Here is a 14,228-nt window from a genome sequence, read left to right on the forward strand (position 1 = left end):
TTATTTTCTCATAATTCCAAGCAAAGTGATATGGTTTCCCACTCTTTTAGCAAAACACTTCAAAGACTGAATTACACGAAAAAAGATTCTGGAATATTAACGTGAAAAAGCTTTTTTAAAATTTATGTTGCTTTTAACTGCATAACCAAAGAAATAAATGCTTCTCCACGCTCTTCATAATTTTTAAATTGGTCATAGCTTGCACAAGCAGGTGAAAAAAGCAAAGCAACTTCTTTTGCCCTGCAACGCATTGCATCAACAAAGGCTTCGTGCACTGCATTTTCCAAAGTTAAACTCATCGAAAAAGGAAAAGAAGAACCAATAACACCAGCAAATTCTTCTGCTGCACTTCCAATCAAATAGGCTTTGTGAATTTTGTGAAAAAATCCTCTAAGAGAATCAATGCCACCTTCTTTTGCCTGCCCCCCAACAATCCAAAAAATATCATGAAAAGTAGAAAGAGCAGGAGCTGTTGCATCTGCATTGGTAGCCTTGCTATCATTAATAAACAAAACTGATCCAATTTTGTGCACTTGCTGCATACGATGCGCCAACCCTTGATAACTTGCTAAATGCTCTTCCATATGTGGATCGGTTATTTTTAAAGCCTGCAATGTTGCTAATGCCATAAGAGCATTTTGCACATTATGACGACCGCGCAATGCAGTCATAGACGCAAGATCTGCAAGCATATAACGCTGTCCTTGACAAACAAAAAAGAGCTTCGTTCCGTCTGCACAAAAACCATTTTCAACAAAATGTTCCTTAGAGACTGCCTCAACGGAATGCCCCTCATCAAGCAGTTGTTGATACAAATCCTGACAAGCCGCATCATCCAGTGAAATAACAGCATGGGCAGCTCCAAAAACGAGAGGCTTTTTGGCTTGCACATAATTTGCAAAACTACCATGACGGTCAATATGATCAGGTGTTAAATTCAATAAAAGACCAACAGTTGGCTGAAGAGAGGGGGTAAGATCAATTTGAAAAGATGAACACTCAATCAGATAAATACGTTTTTTAATAAATGGCTTAAGCATCAATATTGCCGTTCCAATATTTCCGCCCATCTGCACATCATAGCCCATTTTTTCTAACAAATGAGCAAGCAGAGCTGTTGTTGTCGACTTCCCATTCGTGCCGGTAATAGCAATGAAAGGAACGTCCCTATCACAAAAACCACAATGCTGTAAAAAATGATTCCGTGCACGTACAAATAATTCAATATCACCAATAATTTCTATATTCGCTTTACGTGCTTTTTCAACAACCCAATGAGGCTTTGGATACATGAGAGGAACGCCAGGAGCTAAAATCAATGCAAAGAACTCTGACCAATTCTCATGACGAAGATCTCTTGTTGGAATATTTTGCTGGAATGCTTCTTGTACACTGGAAGGATTATCATCCCAAGCAACCACTTCTGCACCACCACGCATCAAAGCTTGGGCAGTAGCCAACCCTGATCGCCCTAACCCAAACAGGGCAAATTTTTGACCTTTATAACAAGCAACAGAAATCAAAACTTTACCGCAATTTAAGTGTTGAAAGACCAATCAAAGCAAGAACAATCGAAATAATCCAAAAGCGTATCACGATTTGGCTTTCAGTCCAGCCTTTTTTCTCGAAATGATGGTGTATAGGCGCCATAAGGAACACACGTTTTTTTGTTAATTTGAAATAAGCAACTTGGATAACAACAGAAAACCCTTCCAGAGCAAAAAGCCCACCAATAAGAGCCAAAACAATTTCGTGCTTGGTGGCGACAGCAACAACACCCAAAAGTCCTCCAAGAGCCAATGAACCCGTATCTCCCATAAAAATAGCTGCTGGCGGTGCATTAAACCATAAAAAGCCAAGGCCTGCACCAACAACAGCTCCCAATAAAACAGCCAATTCCCCTGTCCCCGACACATAATGAATTTGTAGATAATCAGCAAAATTGATATTGCCAGATAGATAAGCAATTAAGGCAAAAGACAAGGCCGCAACCATCACAGGAACAATAGCAAGACCATCAAGACCATCGGTTAAATTAACTGCATTACCCGTTGCCACAATAACAAAAGCAGAAAAAGGAATAAAAAACCAGCTCAAATTGATAAAATACTCTTTTAGAAAGGGCAAAGCTAATCCAGGCGAGCCAACTTGTAAGAGTGTAAAAGCAGCAATTGCCGCAACCAAAAACTCTAAACTTAACCGCGCCTTACCTGAAAATCCTTTATGGGTTTGTTTTGTAACCTTAAGATAGTCATCATAAAAACCAATAGCCCCAAAAGAAAGCATAACAAGCAGCGATACCCAAAAATAAATATTCGATAAATTACACCACAAAAGCGCTGAGACTACAGTACCGGTTAAGATCATCAATCCACCCATGGTAGGCGTTCCCGCCTTTTTAAAATGTGTCTGGGGACCATCAGCGCGAATGGGCTGCCCTTTTCCCTGCCGCAATTTAAGAGAAGCAATAATGCTAGGACCAAACAAAAACACAATGAGCCCCGATGTGAGCATCGCTGCTATCGTGCGAAAAGTAATATAACGAAAAACACTAACTCCTGGAAGCCAGTCACTAAACGAAGACAAAAACAGCATCATGATATAAAAAAACCTATATAAAAATTATAGAGAAACCACTTTATAGCGATCAAGCAGTGCCCTCACGATATCTGATGAATAAAGACTATTAGATGACTTAACCATAAGCAGATCTCCAACGGAAATTTCTGCCAAAATAAGCGGTAAAATTTTTTCAACATTTTCAGTATAATAAACCTTTACATATGCAGAAAGATCCGTGGCTAAAAACTTCATTGCCTCACCAAATAAAAAAACGGGATTAGCACCAGAAAGACGTACTGGCTTTACTAAATCACGATGAAGCTTTTCAGTATAAACGCCTAATTCTAGCATATCACCTAAAATAGCAATTCGCCGACCATTCCCCCCTACTGGGCCTGTTGCAAGCAAATCAAGAGCAGCACGCATAGATGCAGGATTGGCATTATAGCTTTCATCAATTAAAGAAAACTCGCCCCCATTTGGCAAAGACAATCGATAACGAACACCACGCCCCTTTTGAAGAGAAAAATAGCTTAAAGAAAGTAAAACAGGCTCCAAATCAGCACCAACGGCATCACAAACAGCCAGAACAGCTAAACTATTTTGTACAATATGCCGTCCAGGAGCTCCAATTTTAATTGCTTTATCTTGACCCAAAATACGAACGACCATAGAGGAGGAATCCGTTAGAAGACGTATATCTTTGACCTGATAATCAGAATTTTCAGTCTCACCAAAGCTTAAGATTTTTTTCACGCCCCATTGCTGTGCTTTTTGCACCAAATAAGCAAAAAAATCATCATCTGCATTTAAAACAGCAATACCATCCTTATCTAAGCCTTCAAAAATTTCAGCTTTTGCCTCTGCAATTTCCTCAAGGCTCTTAAAGAATCCCATATGTGCAGCAGAAATACGCGTAATGAGAACAACATGCGGATGAACCAACTTAACCAAAGGGCGAATTTCGTCCTTATGATTCATACCAATTTCAAAAATACCATAATCACTCTCGGCAGGCATTCGCGCCAAGGTAAGGGGCACGCCCCAGTGATTATTCAAAGAAGCAGAATTAGCATGAACCCTTCCAACAGTTGTCAGCACTTGTTTGAGGGCTTCTTTTATTGTTGTTTTCCCTACCGATCCTGTTACTGCAATAATTTTAGCCTTTGAGCGTTTACGTGCAGCCTTCCCAAGTTTTTCTAAAGCTTGTAAAACATCAGGAACAACAATCAGTGGAGCGGAGATTGCTTCCATATCAGCCAAACGATTTTCCGCAACAATAAGAACGCCTGCACCGCATTCATAAGCTTGCTTAGCAAAATCATGACCATCAAGATTATGACCTTTAATACAGAAAAAAATATCGCCTTCTTCTAAAGTACGACTATCAATAGAAACCCCAGAAAAAGTTTCTGGCAGATCCCCCACTACAAAGCCCCCCATTGCAGCCACAAGTGCTTTTTTATCCCATAAAGCTGTCATGTAATCCGTTCCTGTAAAGCATGAATTGCTTTCAACCGATCTGAAAAAGGATGTGTCTTTTGTCCTATAATCTGGCCATTTTCATGACCTTTTCCGGCAATAATTAATGTATCCCCTGCTCTTAAAAGTCCAACCGCATAAGTAATAGCTTCACCACGATCCGCTATTTCTATGGCTTTTGGTACTGCTTGTAAAATATCCTGACGAATTTTTTCTGGTATTTCTGTGCGAGGATTATCATCCGTTACAATAACAATATCAGCTTTATTTTCTGCAATTTTTCCCATCAAAGGTCTTTTTCCTTTATCGCGATCCCCTCCACAACCAAAAACAAGAATCAAACGTCCTTGCGTAAAGGGACGAACAGAGAGCAATACCTGCTCTAAAGCTTCTGGTTTATGTGCATAATCAATGTAAACAGGAGCATTATTTTCCGTTTTTCCCACCAATTCTAACCGACCAGGCGCCCCCTGCAAACTTTCCAAAGAAGCAAAGACCTTATCAGGAGAAAGACCTGTTGTAATTGCCAGTCCCGCCGCCATAAGGGCATTGGTAACTTGAAAATCTCCAGCTAAAGGCAAATCAAACGTATAAATATCGTTTTCCATCCGACATTCAACACATTGTTTTGAACGCTGATGCTCAACCCGATTAATGGTGATAAACTGCCCTTTACGCCCAATTGTTAAAACACGACGGCGTGCTTTTGTGACAAAATCAATAACCCTTTGCGAATAAACATCATCGGCAAAAATCACAGCAGGAGCATCTTGCGGCAAAAGCGCCTCAAATAATCTCATTTTAGCACGTAAATAATCTTCTACGCACCTGTGATAATCCATATGATCACGTCCTAAATTGGTAAAGGCGCCAGCTGTTAAATGAACCCCATCAAGTCGGCTTTGATCAAGTCCATGCGAAGACGCTTCAAGAGCGACATGTGTAACACCTTCACGGGCAATTTCAGAAAGGAGACGCTGTAAAATGACTGGATCAGGTGTTGTGAGGGAACCATAATCATTCCGGTGGGGAGAAACCACACCCACCGTCCCTATACTGGCGGCACATAATCCAGCATGATTCCAAATTTGCCGGAGAAAAGAAACAACAGATGTTTTTCCGCTTGTCCCTGTCACAGCAACGATTGTTTCAGGTTGAGAACCGTAAAAACGTGCAGCAGCAATCGCTAAACTGTGGCGAACATTATCGACACGTAAAAGGGGAACAGATAAATTTTCAACAACAACACTATAATCTGTAACGATTGCTCTTGCACCACGTTTTAGTGCATCATTGATATAGTGTTTGCCATCACCTTGATTTCCTTTAATAGCGACAAAAACATAGCCTGGCAAAACTTGCCGAGAATCTGCAGTTATTCCTGTTATTTCCATTGAAGAAAGATTTTGATCTTCAAGACACTCTGTAAAAACTGTTCCAAACAACATAATAACGCACCTTTATATTAATTTTACCGTTGCTTTACAAATCTTGAACTGTTTTTTGTCGTCAAAATAGGTTCGTATTCTTTTTCAAAATCTGGTTTTACTCCCAAAAAACTTGCTGAACGTCGAATAATATTAGCAAGCATTGGTCCTGCATTCATTGCTGCTGTTGCCGAACGCTGCCCATTTTCAGGCTGCGGTTCATCGATAATTGTTAAAACAACATAAGAAGGATTCTCAATAGGAAAAGCAGCAAGAAAACTATTAAAATTTTTTGTTTTCGAATATTTTCCATTTTCAACTTTTTCGGCAGTTCCAGTTTTACCACCAATGCGATACCCTTCTACTTTTGCATTGCGCCCAGAACCAATATCACTGTTTAACTTATAAAGATAACGCATATTTTGACTCGTCTTGGTTTGTAAAACTTTTTTTGCTTGTTGCAAAGCTTGTTCTTTTGTACGTTTTAAAAGGGTAGGAACAATCCACCAACCATCATTCATGAGAGCAGCAGCACCTACTGCTGTTTGCAAAGGTGTTGTTGCCATACCATGTCCAAAAGAAATCGTCATAGAATGAATATCCTTCCAATGGTGTGGAACTACAGGATGAGCAACCTCAGGCAATTCTATCGTCAATCGATCAAGTAAACCGAGCCGTTTTAAGAAATCACGATGTCCATCAATTCCTATCGCCAAAGCCTCTTTAGCAGAACCAATATTGGAGGAATAAATAAAAACCTCCTGCAATGTTAAAGGACGATTTTTTCCATGAAAATCACGAATAAAATAATTTTTACTTGCCTGAATAGGCTGTGAAGCATCAATGACGCTATTTAAATGAAAAAGACCTGAATCAAGTGCCATTGCAGTTGTAAAACTCTTAATGATCGATCCCATTTCAAAAGTTCCAGCGGTCATTCTATTAAAGCGATCACTTTTTAAAGCATCAACAGGATTTCCAGGATCAAAATCTGGTAGTGATGCCAAAGCCAAAACTTCACCAGTGTGGATATTTAAAATAACAGCTCCCGCAGCAATTGCTTTATAACGCTTCATTGCTTGTATAAGTTCATCATGCACAATGGTCTGAAGTCGCACATCAATTGAAAGCTGCACTGGATTTAATGATTCTTCTGTTGCAAGACCAGCAGCACGCAAAGCACTCAAGCCAGCATCATCAATATATTTTTCCATACCAGCTATGCCTTGATTATCAACATTCACCATGCCAAGAATATGTGAAACGACAGATCCACTTGGATAAAAACGACGAATTTCCGTACGAAAACCAATACCTGGAATACCAAGAGCCATAATCCTTGTTTTTTGCTTTGGCGTTAATCCACGCTGAATCCAAGAAAAGCTAGACTTTTTTTTAAGACGTTTATAAGTCTCCTGCCAATTGAGATGAGGCAAAACTGTTGAGAGCAATTCAATCGTTTCATCCACATCAATAATACGTCGTGGTTCAGCAAAAAGCGAATAAGTTTTAATATCCGTTGCCAATAAACGGTTATTACGATCAACAATATCAGGTCGAGCAGTCAATTGAAGCACGCTTGGCCCTTTTGCTTCTTCAATCTGCCCACCTTCAAGCCCATAAGAAATAAGACACGCTCCCATAACACCATATAAGGCTAAAAAACAGAACAACGAAAAAAGCAAGCGTGAACGACCAGAAAAGGGGCGACGAACGGGAAAGTTATGAATATCGTACTGGTTATCTAAGCACTTTTTCTTTTGCGAAAATAGAAAGTATGATGTCATCACCGCACGCCTTTTTGCACAACGCGCTTTCCCTGAGAAGCACGGTTATTTGCCAAAATATCTTGCCCCTCCTCCAAAATATTTTGTTTAATCACTTCTTCAATGGAATCATGTACACGTACTGGAATATCCTTAAACTCCACAACTTGATGAGGCTGTATAGTCTCTAACCCGAGCTCTTCTTGATAACGTTTTGCAAGTTTTTGCATGCGTGAAGGCTCTATCATCACAGCCCATTCAGCATGAAGTAAACTCACCGTATTTTTTGCTGCAGCAATTTCATATTCAAGACGACGGATTTCGCTCATTCGCCTTTGGACATCATACTTTACCTTATAAGTAAGACCTGCCATACAAATCATAATCATCACTAAAATCATATCAAATGTACGAAAAACTGTCATTTCTTGCTGCCTTCAAAACGAGGAATTTCTGCTAAACTAAATAATTTCATATCTGCAGCAGGACTCTTCGCCTGTGTGCGTACACCAATCCGCAACTTTGCAGAACGTGAACGAGGATTTTGTTGGAGTTCTTCTTGATTTGCAGTGATCACACCTTTGAACAAAGGAGAAAATATTGCTGGAACTTTCTTTATTTCAGGCAGATAGCGCGATCTTACATGCTCTCCTGAACGTGCAGAAAAAAATCTTTTGACCATGCGATCTTCAAGAGAATGAAAACTCACAACTCCCAAACGACCTCCTGGTTTCAAAATACGTTCAGCAGCAAATAAACCGCGTGCAAGTTCACCCATTTCATCATTCACATAAATACGAAGAGCTTGAAATACACGCGTTGCAGGATGAATACGCTCACTGCTTTTATGCCCCACCAACACCTCAATGGCATGTGCAAGATCACTTGTACGCAAAAAAGGTTGAACAGAGCGGCGTTTTTCAATCATTCGTGCAATTCGGCCTGCATAGCGTTCTTCTCCTAAGATTTTAAAGATTCTTGCTAACTCACTACTTTTTAAATGATTTACAACATCACTGGCAGTAAAACCTGTCTGAGCCATTCGCATATCTAAGGGGCCATCTCTTTGAAAAGAAAATCCCCTCTTAGCTTCATCAAGCTGCATTGAAGAGACACCAATATCCAAAATAACTGCATCTACCTTCTCTTCAACCACACACTCCAATTTTGAAAACTCCATCTGCACCAAACGAAGTCGTGGAAAGAATTCATCAACAAGCGACTGTCCCGCAGAAATAGCGTAAGGATCGCGATCAAGAGCAATAACTTGGGCACCTGCATTTAACAAAGCACGCGTATAACCACCAGCACCAAAGGTACCATCAATCACTTTTGCCCCAGCCAATGGCGCAAGCCCAGCTAAAACCGGCTGTAACAACACTGGAATATGGCGTTCAGCTCTGTGACCTTGTTCTGTCAAAATAATCCGTCTTGATTTATGTTGTTTAAAATCAACAGTTCTCTGATAGTAACTGATATAAGACATAACCAAAGCGTTATCTTCCACATCTCACAATGAAAGAAAATAAAGCTCAAGTTAAACCAACGCATATTCTAACGCATTATAATTAAAGAAATGTTATGATTTTTAAAAAGCTTTTTGTTTAAATGCATCTTTCAAAAGCACCGTTTTTATAGAAAAAACCTCTGTATAAAGTTGACAATATACAATGCACAAAATGCATTCAGTAATAAAAGATCAGTCGGCCTATAAGCCGGGTTCTGTATAATAAAGTTTACACTTTATATGGCAACCATTCATCTAGGACGGATGTTACCATCCGCCTCATGCAACCTACCCGAATGACTCGCTCGGAAACCAGCTGCAAGCTTAAATCTTGCGCGTCATTTCTATTTGGTCTTGCTCCCAGTGGGGTTTACCTTGCCACATTCATTACTGAATGCGCGGTGGGCTCTTACCCCACCCTTTCACCCTTACCTATAAAAATAGGCGGTTTACTTTCTGTGGCACTTTCCCTAGGGTCGCCCCCGCCGGGCGTTACCCGGCACCGTTTTTCCGCGGAGCCCGGACTTTCCTCACCTGCCACATTTCAATATTGGACAAGCGCGGCTGCCCAGCCGACTGACAAGCTATTTATAAAACATTTTTCATCAAGTGAAAATAGTATACTCAAGAGATTTTATAGCAAATACATTACCTTCAAACTCATTTTTATTTTAATGAAGCCAAATAAGTTTTTACTCTTGAACAATATTTTGCCGAAACGGAATTCATTTTTTTTGCCGCATGACCTGCATTATATTTAAGAATTGTGCCACAGGTTTTGCCGCCACTGAGTTTATATGCCCGTGCCAAATAACGCATACCATATTCAAGATTTGTTGCAGGATCGTAAAGATCTTGTACAGAGCCATTAAATCCTAACCCTCGTGCCGTAGAAGGTTTAATTTGCATCAAACCTATTTCACCAGCAGCTCCCTTTGTACGTGCTTTATAATTACTTTCAATTTTTACAACAGCATGTGCTAAATTAACAGGAACATTGTATTTATTTGCAAATTTCTGAATAAGATTCTCATAAGGACGAACAGAAATCTTATCAGAAATATTCCCTGAATTTTCAGTTGATCCTGCAACATTTAAGACGATATGAGCAAAATTTATATCCAACGTAAAAAATACAGCAAATGCTGTACTTAAAAGAACTTTCAAAAATTGCATTTTCCTTCTCTTCATTTAAGACATTTTCAAACCCTAGCCGCAATGACTTTGCAGACGCATTCTACAGAAAAAAAAAGCTAAAGAGCGGCTCAAAAATGAAAATATTAAGACAATTTCAAGTTATTTTTTTGCAATAGAAAAAAATTCTTACATTATAAAATATATGTCTCTTTATCTCGTAAAATATAGAAACATAAAGAAACTATAACGGAAATTTAAATCTACTAAAAAGGCGATATATTTTTCTATTTTCTGAATAAAACTACTACATTATTTATTTATAGCAAAAACAGCATCAAAAATACCACTGCCATTTCTTATAGAGAATTTTTAAAACCTTTTATTGAAATCAATTCCCCAATCGCCACAAAAGCGACACACACTAAAGCTCTCTTAGCAAACACTCTGGATACTGCAAAACACCTAATAAAGAAAAGGAATCTACACCAACTTCCCTATGGGCAATAAACAAAAAACATCTGTAAAAAATGATCCGAGAAAAGCTATTTACCAAAATAAATCATTCCAATGGAATGCAAATAAATATGTATCAAAATGCTCGCTTTTAGGTCGCTTAGCACAGTTAACAATTATTTCTATCTTTTTTAAAAGTTTGATAAAATATAGTATTTAAAAATACCCATCTTACCCCCCTATTATAACTCCATTCACCCTTAGATATCACTTCGCTACCTTTAAAAATCATCTAGTGAATAAACATTGCAAGATCTGTAAAAAAAAGGAAAGCAAGCATTTTATCGCCTTTTCCCTCAATATAAAAATACATGATATAAATCCTCTACAGACCTTTTACAACTTTAGGAAAAACTATAAACGCATAATTTTTAAAAGAAATAACTAAAAATAACTTCCAGAGACAGAAGGATGAGAAATCGCTTTTGATAAAACCACAGCAACAATTCTACCCAATTTCTGAGCCTGTTCACTGTTGTGACCATTCGCAAAAGCAAAAGCAATCATGTCACAGCGCACTTGCTCAATAATTTTTTTTTGTTGCTCAGAACTCAGCTTAGAAAGACGTACAATAATATCTGGAAAAAACACTGCCAATCTCTCTAAAAACGCTTCCTCTGTAATATTAATCTGGGATGAAGAAAAAATATGCTCAAATGAAGAAGAAAAAGAGCGATTAAACAAAAAATGACGAACCGCAACATTTCGAGAAGCAAAAAGGCTAGCAAAAAAAGCAAAAAAAACTAATAAAATGAAAAAAACACGACGCCCACTAGACTCCATCATCTCTTACCTAAAGATCACAACACACAAAATGAATAGCCATAAAGCGCTAAACCTTTAATGAAAACAACCTTCTAATTATTGAAATACAGAAAACATAAGCAGTCAAAATTATGTGAGACACCACTGACACGCCCAGAAACACCGTATACCCAACCACTTTCATAATATTTTATAAAACCCTCAAGATCAATTTCCCAAAAGCTTGGCTGAGAATTTTCCCAGCCAAGCCAGACAATCTAGGGGATCCACGCGGGGGGGGGGAGGAGGTTCCCCGATCGTCTTCTCGCATCGACCACTAAGATAACCGATGCAATACTCTTGCTATGGAATAAAATGTCCTAAACAACAAGAAATTCTTATCACCTTCTATACAAAAAAACACAAAAAAAATTATAAGCCGTTTAAAAATGGAAAAATTTAGGCAAAAAACATTCAAAATGATCCAATTTGAAGCAATTTTATTTCAAGGAGAATCAATAATGATCTAGGATCATTATAATTTCACAGTTGTTTTTCAAAAACTTCAGTAATCATAAAAATTTAAAAGCATAAGCGTTTTGCTTGGATATTATTATAAATAAAAGGCAAAACATATAAAAACAACAAATACGTTTTCGATAGCTTTCCAATATAACAAGCAAAACATGAGCTCTTTAGCCAATCATATCGAATCGTTTACCACCTCAACGCAAGATTGCTACAATTTCTTTTTCAACCAGCAAATTTCAATATATTACTGTAAAAGATAATAATGAATAGTGATCATTTGCCTTCTTATACTGGGCTTAATTTCTCTTACAAAATGATACAATAGAGTTTACTGTACACAAAAAATTGCTGTATTCTGTTATCTAGAAAAAATTTACCAATAACGTCTTTTTTACTGATTCCCTTTTTATGAAATCATATCTCTCGTAAAAAATGGCACTTTCATTCATTTTCTTAAAGAGATATTTCATCTTGCTTGCTTGCTTTCTTCCTCATCTCTATGCGTAAATCATAGAACACAAGATCCATTGAAAAAACCATTTTTATACTTAAGAGAGCAACAAGCCAGTATCACATATTGACCTGTTTTCAATATTGCAGATGTGTTTGCATTCCAATATTTCATTAAGAAGCGTATTAACTTCTTTCTCAAAAAGTTTTTTTCCATAGATGATTTTTTCTTAATAACACACAAACAAATAGTTTTTGAAATCAAAGGCTTAGAATGAAAATATCCTATATTGGGAATTCTCATGCATGTTGGAAAATAATGAATATATTGCTCCTTAATACTGTATCAACACACATTGATAATGACCCTAAGAGTTTTTCATCTCTATAGAAATTTTAATGATACAGCTCATAAGCCCATCCTATTAAAGCACAAGTAAATCTTACAAGAAAACACAATGCGCATGTAAAAAATAACTTTTTAAAGACTGACTCAAATGACATTTCTACTTCTTGTAATAAAAAAGACAGAGAATAAAGCAGGTTCACAAATAGGACTACGCAAAATCCACCTTTTTATCCTTGATATCATCTACCAAGACACGCGGATCACGTGCAAGCCAAACTGCAACCATGAATCCCTCATTATTTTCATTTTGCATAGAGGTAAAACAACGCTTTTGTTCCAGAACAAGTCCTGCATTTTTAAGCCATAATTCCATTTGTAGGCCTAAGAACCCACGCTGCATATCAGCATAACAGACATGTAAAGAATCAACATCATGTGCAATAAAATCCACAATCAGCAAACGTCCCTGAGGACGTAAAACACGCGCCACCTCATGAAGAACTCTCTCAGGATTCTTAAGAAAATGAAGAGCCCAATGAAGAAGAATCAAATCAAAAGTTTCTTCTCCAACAGAAAGCTGCAAAACATCACTCTCAAGCGTAATTTCAATGGAACGCCTATAAAGACCTGAAAATAATTCCAAAACAGAAGCTGTATTTATACCAATACTTAGCATAGTTTCAAATGGGTTATCGCCAATAATTTTAAGTAAAGCACTATCCACAACATGATCTGCAATAGAGGATAATCGAAATGCCTCCCACTGCACTGCATTTCGTAAAAAAAACTCCCTCCTCATTCTTTTGCACTGTTTTTTTACATCCAACAAACGTTCTAAATCATGTGCTAATATGACCTCATGCTCTGGCAAAGCCCCAATAACAGCCATCATAATGTCTTTTCTCCAACAATTATGACAAAACTTAAAATAATTCTCTGCCCCCTTCTGATAGGAAGTAATCAAGCATGCCTCACACAATAAATGTAAATACTGCAAAACATGCGATTGCGACTGACCGAGGATAAAACTAAGATCGGAGGTGGTTAAATCTTCGTGATACAATAGTGCCAAAATACGTAAATGATTCGTTTTTGTCATCGTTTTCAGAAAACGAACCATTGCATCCAAATTTTCTACTTTTTTCATCAATATTCCTTAACCTAGGTAAATGTTTATTCCGAATAATAGAAAATCAAACAGAAGGCATAGAGTTGCATAACTGTTGTTCATATTGTTTTCTGATAATATAAAAATGAGAGATTTCTAAAAAACGAAGAGCTTTCTGCCCCACTATTTCCCCAATCGCAAAACCATATACAAAAACTTATAACGCTCTACTATAACTTGATACGTATGCGATATTGATACACGTTACCAGCAATCAAATATGATAGACTTACTCCGTAAAGAATATAATCAAAATTCTACGTTATTTCGATGTTAGATGCGATGAACAAAAACCGCACACCATGGCATACACTGTTAAAAATAAAACAATACATTAATTAAAATGATCATTTACCATTTTTAATGAGAATGAGTCCGCAAATATGACAAGATTACCTTATTACATCCCTCTTATGAAGCATCAAAAAAACATTCACTCGCCATATTACAATCAAGATGAGCATTTGATAAAGTCTGTTTTAAAAGGCGCAAAAACGCCTTTTAGAATCGTCCTAATGAAGAACTATCGCAATATTGGCAGAGGCACAGCAACACCAATTACCATTTTTAAAGACTAAGCTTAATAAAAACA

General features: G+C 37.6%; 10 protein-coding genes and 1 other RNA gene. All 11 read right to left on the reverse strand.

Annotated features, from left to right (window positions below; all coding sequences use genetic code 11):
* Window positions 1–122: 122 nt before the first annotated feature.
* The 11 genes from murD to BN202_RS02260 all read right to left on the reverse strand — a co-directional run bounded on the left by murD (window position 123) and on the right by BN202_RS02260 (window position 13,615).
* Entirely contained in the window at window positions 123–1,523 is a 1,401-nt protein-coding gene (gene murD, locus BN202_RS02210) for a UDP-N-acetylmuramoyl-L-alanine--D-glutamate ligase (RefSeq protein ID WP_019218890.1), read from the reverse strand.
* Window positions 1,524–1,527: 4 nt separating this feature from the next.
* Window positions 1,528–2,598 (reverse strand): phospho-N-acetylmuramoyl-pentapeptide-transferase, encoded by a 1,071-nt coding sequence (gene mraY / locus BN202_RS02215; protein WP_019218891.1) that lies wholly within the window; start codon window positions 2,596–2,598, stop codon window positions 1,528–1,530.
* A 24-nt stretch (window positions 2,599–2,622) separates the two neighbouring features.
* Window positions 2,623–4,044, reverse strand: coding sequence for a UDP-N-acetylmuramoylalanyl-D-glutamyl-2,6-diaminopimelate--D-alanyl-D-alanine ligase (locus tag BN202_RS02220; RefSeq protein ID WP_019218892.1), 1,422 nt, complete (start codon window positions 4,042–4,044; stop codon window positions 2,623–2,625).
* Complete coding sequence (locus BN202_RS02225; RefSeq protein WP_019218893.1) at window positions 4,041–5,492, reverse strand: UDP-N-acetylmuramoyl-L-alanyl-D-glutamate--2,6-diaminopimelate ligase; 1,452 nt, start codon at window positions 5,490–5,492, stop codon at window positions 4,041–4,043. Before BN202_RS02225 ends, BN202_RS02220 begins: the two co-directional genes overlap by 4 nt.
* Window positions 5,493–5,515: 23 nt before the next feature.
* Window positions 5,516–7,258 (reverse strand): peptidoglycan D,D-transpeptidase FtsI family protein, encoded by a 1,743-nt coding sequence (locus BN202_RS02230; protein ID WP_019218894.1) that lies wholly within the window; start codon window positions 7,256–7,258, stop codon window positions 5,516–5,518.
* Window positions 7,258–7,662: a cell division protein FtsL gene (gene ftsL, locus BN202_RS02235; RefSeq protein WP_019218895.1), complete on the reverse strand. Its 405-nt coding sequence runs from the start codon at window positions 7,660–7,662 to the stop codon at window positions 7,258–7,260. The genes BN202_RS02230 and ftsL overlap by 1 nt, the downstream gene beginning before the upstream one ends.
* Window positions 7,659–8,657, reverse strand: coding sequence for a 16S rRNA (cytosine(1402)-N(4))-methyltransferase RsmH (gene rsmH, locus BN202_RS02240; RefSeq protein WP_034987076.1), 999 nt, complete (start codon window positions 8,655–8,657; stop codon window positions 7,659–7,661). The genes ftsL and rsmH overlap by 4 nt, the downstream gene beginning before the upstream one ends.
* Before the next feature lie 275 nt (window positions 8,658–8,932).
* Window positions 8,933–9,324, reverse strand: an RNA gene (gene rnpB / locus BN202_RS09240) — RNase P RNA component class A.
* An 86-nt stretch (window positions 9,325–9,410) separates the two neighbouring features.
* Window positions 9,411–9,920, reverse strand: coding sequence for a lytic transglycosylase domain-containing protein (locus BN202_RS02245; protein ID WP_019218897.1), 510 nt, complete (start codon window positions 9,918–9,920; stop codon window positions 9,411–9,413).
* 858 nt (window positions 9,921–10,778) lie between these two features.
* Window positions 10,779–11,180 carry a hypothetical protein gene (locus BN202_RS02250; protein ID WP_051013492.1) on the reverse strand — a complete coding sequence of 134 codons (402 nt, stop codon included), beginning with the start codon at window positions 11,178–11,180 and terminating at the stop codon, window positions 10,779–10,781.
* Between the two features lie 1,496 nt (window positions 11,181–12,676).
* Entirely contained in the window at window positions 12,677–13,615 is a 939-nt protein-coding gene (locus BN202_RS02260; protein WP_019218900.1) for an ArsR/SmtB family transcription factor, read from the reverse strand.
* Window positions 13,616–14,228 lie beyond the last annotated feature (613 nt).

This window comes from Bartonella florencae (assembly GCF_000312525.1).
GTDB lineage: Bacteria > Pseudomonadota > Alphaproteobacteria > Rhizobiales > Rhizobiaceae > Bartonella > Bartonella florencae.

What these genes read in the sequence shown, in the direction of transcription:
- mraY (WP_019218891.1), bottom strand. Translation starts at nt 2,598, where the DNA reads ATGATGCTGTTTTTGTCTTCGTTTAGTGACTGGCTTCCAGGAGTTAGT.
- BN202_RS02220 (WP_019218892.1), bottom strand. Translation starts at nt 4,044, where the DNA reads ATGACAGCTTTATGGGATAAAAAAGCACTTGTGGCTGCAATGGGGGGC.
- BN202_RS02225 (WP_019218893.1), bottom strand. Translation starts at nt 5,492, where the DNA reads ATGTTGTTTGGAACAGTTTTTACAGAGTGTCTTGAAGATCAAAATCTT.
- BN202_RS02230 (WP_019218894.1), bottom strand. Translation starts at nt 7,258, where the DNA reads ATGACATCATACTTTCTATTTTCGCAAAAGAAAAAGTGCTTAGATAAC.
- ftsL (WP_019218895.1), bottom strand. Translation starts at nt 7,662, where the DNA reads ATGACAGTTTTTCGTACATTTGATATGATTTTAGTGATGATTATGATT.
- BN202_RS02245 (WP_019218897.1), bottom strand. Translation starts at nt 9,920, where the DNA reads ATGCAATTTTTGAAAGTTCTTTTAAGTACAGCATTTGCTGTATTTTTT.
- BN202_RS02250 (WP_051013492.1), bottom strand. Translation starts at nt 11,180, where the DNA reads ATGATGGAGTCTAGTGGGCGTCGTGTTTTTTTCATTTTATTAGTTTTT.
- BN202_RS02260 (WP_019218900.1), bottom strand. Translation starts at nt 13,615, where the DNA reads ATGAAAAAAGTAGAAAATTTGGATGCAATGGTTCGTTTTCTGAAAACG.